Here is a 4,080-nt window from a genome sequence, read left to right as displayed (position 1 = left end):
GGCGTGGGCGGACGCCCGCCCACGCCGCCGTGCCGCCGGCCGCCGCCCCGGCCCGCCCCGCGAGCATCAGCGACGTCGCCCGCGCCGCCGGCGTCTCCGTGCCGACCGTGTCCCGGGTCCTCACCGGCGCGGCGCGGGTCAGCCCGGAGCGCCGGCAGCGGGTGCTCGACGCGATCGAGGCGCTCCGCTACCGCCCGAGCGCGACGGCCCGCGCCCTGGTGTCCGGCCGCCGCGACCAGGTCGCGGTCATGACCTCCGAGACGGCGGTGCACGGCTACTCGACGACCATCAAGGGCGTGGAGACGGCCGCCCGCGCCGCCGGGCACCCGGTGGTGATCTCGGTGGTGGAGAGCCGCGACCCCGAGGAGGTGGACCGGGCGGTGCAGGTGGCGCTGCAGCTCCCGCTCGCGGGGATCGTCGTGCTCAAGTTCGACGCGGTGGGCGTGGCGGTGCTGGACGCGCTGCCCGCCGACGTCCCCGTGGTCGCCGTCTCCGGCGAGGCCGACGGCCGGTACCCGCAGGTCGTGCTCGACGAGGAGTCGGCGGCGGCGGAGCTCGTGCGCTACCTGCTCGACCTGGGGCACCGGACGGTGCACCACGTCGCGGTGCCGCCGTCGCGCGCCGAGGACGGCCGCACCACCGGCTGGCGGCGGGTGCTCGAGGCCGCCGGGGCGCCGGTGCCGGCGGTGCGGCTCGCCGACTCGTTCGGTGCCCGCTCGGGCATCGCGATCGGCCGGGACCTCGGCGCGGACCCCGCCGTCACCGCGGTGTTCTGCGGCAACGACGAGGTGGCGATGGGCGTGATCCGCGGGCTCGAGGAGGCCGGACGCCGGGTGCCCGAGGACGTCAGCGTGGTCGGGTTCGACGACCACCCGCTCGCCGAGGTGTGGCGGCCGGGGCTCACCACCGTGCACCAGGACTTCGAGGCGCTCGGCGAGCGGGCGTTCGGGCTCCTGGCGGCGCAGCTGGCCGGGGACCGGCGCCCCACCCTGTCCTCGGCGCTGCCCTGGCTGGTGCGCCGGGGGAGCGCGGCGCCGCCGACGGCCCCGGGTCAGCCGCGCAGGTAGCCGTCGAGCCAGTCGAACACCCGCTGCTCGGTGAGCGCCCGGGCGAGCGGCTGGCAGTGGCCGTCCGCGCCCTCGGCCGCGGTGAACGGCACCAGCGTCGAGACGGTCGGCGTCAGGGCCGCGAGCCGCCGCGACTGCCCGGGCCAGAACTGCTCGCCCTCCGGGTCGGTGATCAGCAGCGGCGTGCTGATCCGGTCCGCGACCTCCGCGACGTCGTACCGGCGCACCTCGCGCAGGGTGGCGGCGTACCCGTCCGCGCCGTAGGGCCGGGCGCGGAACCGCCACGTGCGGGCGGTGGTCCGGGACAACCGCATGCCGAGCTCCATGTCCCGGTCGAAGGCGTGGTCCTCGCCCTTGTCGAGCAGCTTCAGCAGGCTGCCGGGCACCTCGCGCTCCCAGGACGCCGCCACGTCCACGACGCCCGGGTCGACCACGGCGGCGACGGGGCGGTGCTCGAACGCCAGCGCCCGCGCGACCCAGTACCCGGCCTGGCTCACCCCGTAGACGGCCACCCGCCCCGCGTCGACCTCGGGCCGCGCCAGCAGCGCGTCGAGGACGGGCGTCAGCACCTTCTCCCAGTCCGGGCGGAACGGGACGCCGCGCTCGAACAGCACCGACTGCTGCCCCGGGCCGTCGAACACCAGCGCGTGGTAGCCGCGGCGCAGCGCCCCGGCCACGCACTCGCCCCACAGCGAGGTGAGCGAGCCGTCGCTGCCGTTGACGGCCACCACGGTCGGCCGCGCCCCGCCGCCCGGGGCGCGGAACAGGTAGCCGGGCAGCGTGTCGCCCTCGTAGGGCACGGCCACGCCCACCACGTCGAGGTCGGCGTGGTCGACCCACGCGTCCCACGCCCGGCGGTGCGCGCGGAACGTCGGCAGCAGCTCCGCGTCCGACGCGAGCGCCGCCACCGCGTTCACCGCCACCGCGAAGTACGCGGACGCCCGCAGGTACGCCGAGGCCGCGCTGGCCCGGTGCCCGCCCGCCGCGGCGGCGTCGCCCTGCGCGGCGACCCGGTCGCCGAGGTCGCGCCAGGCGGCGAACCACGCGTCGTGGTCCTTCGCGGGCACACCTGCGACCGCGGTCAGCACCTCCCCGACGTCGGCCGCGCCGTGCACCGCGCGGCCGAGCGTGCTGCGGACGACCTCGTCGCGGTCCGCCTCGGGGGAGAACCTGACCGGGTGCGTGCGGTGGGCGGGCATGTCGGCGTCCTTCCGGGGCGGGGTCGGTCGTGCCCCCACGCTCCACCCGGCCGCGGGCCGGTCGCCTCATCCGGCGCGGTCGATCCGCGGACCCCGGCCCGCCCGGCTCCGTCAGCCGTCGCGGTCCAGCACCGCCCGGACCCGCGCGGTGTCCGCGTCCGACCAGCCGTCGGGCGCCGCGACGGCCACCCAGCCGTCGAGGGTGAGCGCGTCGTAGTTGTGCCCGTGCCCGTCGGGCACCGACTTGGAGTTCACCAGGTCGAACGTCAGCTGCCAGAACGTCACGAGCGGGTACCAGGTCATCGTCAGGCCGCCCTCGCCGGTGTGCGGGGCGGCGAGCCAGTCGGGGCGGCTCAGCAGCAGGTCCGGCCCCCACCAGACGATCGGGTCGGAGGCGTGCTGCAGGTACAGCACCCGCGGGTCCTCCCACGCGGTCGGCGGCGTCGCCATCTGCTCGGTGTCACCGGCGAACCGCACGAGCAGGCCGCTCGCGTACACCGGGGCGCCGGGCGTGGTGCCGGGGTCCCGCCGGTCCATCAGCGCGTGCCACACGGGGTTGGAGTTCGGCGGGCCCACCCACAGCACGCCGTCCGTCCGGGCGCGGATGTCCGCGAGCGAGTCGTAGGCGCTCTCCGAGCCGTACGAGCCGAGGCTCTCGCCGTAGGCGAGCAGCTGCGGGCGGTCCTCCGGCGGCAGGGCGGCGACCCGCGCCTCGACCGCGGCGGCGAGCGCCCGGGCCTCGTCGGCGGCGCGGGACTTGTCGACCAGGAACGACAGCCAGCTCGGCAGGTACGAGTACTGGGTCGCGACGGTCGCGGTGTCCCCGCCGTGCATCAGCTCCAGCGCGGACACGGCCGAGTCGTTGACCCAGCCGCTGCCCGTGGTCGTCACGACCAGGAGCACCGCGCGGTCGAACCCGCCGGCGCGCTCGAGGTCCGCCACCGCGAGGTCCGCGCGCCCCTCGGCGGTCCCGGCGCTGTCGAGCCCCGCGAACACCCGGACCGGCGTCGTCGTCGCGCCGGTGCCCGACGCGGCGGCGAGCTCGTCGGCGGTGGGTCCCTCGGCGACGAACCGGCGGCCCTCCCGCCCGAGGGTGTCCCACGGCACCAGCGACGCCGGCGACCCGGACCGCTCCGGCGCCTCGGGCTGCGTCACCCCGGGGTGGTCCTCCGTGTTGGCCAGGGCGAACGCCCCGTCCGCGGCGGACAGCGCCCGGCCCAGCAGCACGTCGTTCACCAGCACCACCGTCAGCACCGCGACCAGGACGACGGCCACCGCGCCGGCCAGCAGCCGCGGGAACCGCAGCCAGCGCTGCAGCCCGCGCTCGACCCGCAGGCCGACCCAGCGCAGCCCGCGCGCCAGCAGGACGAACGCGGCCGCCACCAGCACGAGCAGCGGCCCGGCCCGCAGCCAGTCGCCCGTGCTCGGGCCGGGCATCCCGATCGCCTCGGTCATCTCGCGCTGCCACCGCGCGCCGCTCGCCAGCGCCAGGACCAGCCCGGCCACGACCAGCACCGCCAGCGCCGGCAGCCGCCACGGCCGCACCGCGACCCGCACGCGCGGCGGGACGCGGTGCCGCGCGACCACGACCAGCCCGCGCCAGGCGCGCAGGTGGCGCAGCGCCCACGCGAGGGCGACGCCGACCCCGTAGCCGATCGCGCCCGAGATGCCCGACACGAGGGCCTGGAACAGCCAGTCGCGGGGGAGGAGCGACGGGGTCATGGCCAGCATCGCGAGCAGGGTGCCGAGGACGACGCCCGGGACGCTCGGCGGGCGGGGCCCGTGGCGCCGGCGCCGGGCGGGTGCGGCGGGCC

The 4,080-nt window shown here is 77.9% G+C and carries 3 protein-coding genes; 1 reads left to right on the top strand and 2 read right to left on the bottom strand.

The genetic code is table 11. The annotated features are described in order from the left end of the window. Positions 1–29: 29 nt before the first annotated feature. Positions 30–1,067 carry a LacI family DNA-binding transcriptional regulator gene (locus tag FA014_RS18610; protein WP_154731104.1) on the top strand — a complete coding sequence of 346 codons (1,038 nt, stop codon included), beginning with the start codon at positions 30–32 and terminating at the stop codon, positions 1,065–1,067. Here the strand turns inward: FA014_RS18610 and FA014_RS18605 are convergent. Further along, positions 1,052–2,266 (bottom strand): alpha/beta hydrolase family protein, encoded by a 1,215-nt coding sequence (locus FA014_RS18605; RefSeq protein WP_154731103.1) that lies wholly within the window; start codon positions 2,264–2,266, stop codon positions 1,052–1,054. The two genes, FA014_RS18610 and FA014_RS18605, sit on opposite strands and share 16 nt — an antisense overlap. Positions 2,267–2,377: 111 nt before the next feature. Further along, on the bottom strand, positions 2,378–4,080 hold a 1,703-nt coding region (locus tag FA014_RS18600), incomplete at its 5' end, for an alpha/beta hydrolase (protein WP_230323401.1).

The sequence above is a fragment of the Cellulomonas hominis genome, assembly GCF_005239125.1.
In the GTDB taxonomy this organism is placed as follows: domain Bacteria; phylum Actinomycetota; class Actinomycetes; order Actinomycetales; family Cellulomonadaceae; genus Cellulomonas; species Cellulomonas hominis_A.
The sequence above is the reverse complement of the archived record's forward strand: the minus strand, read 5'-3'. Positions and strand labels throughout refer to the sequence as shown.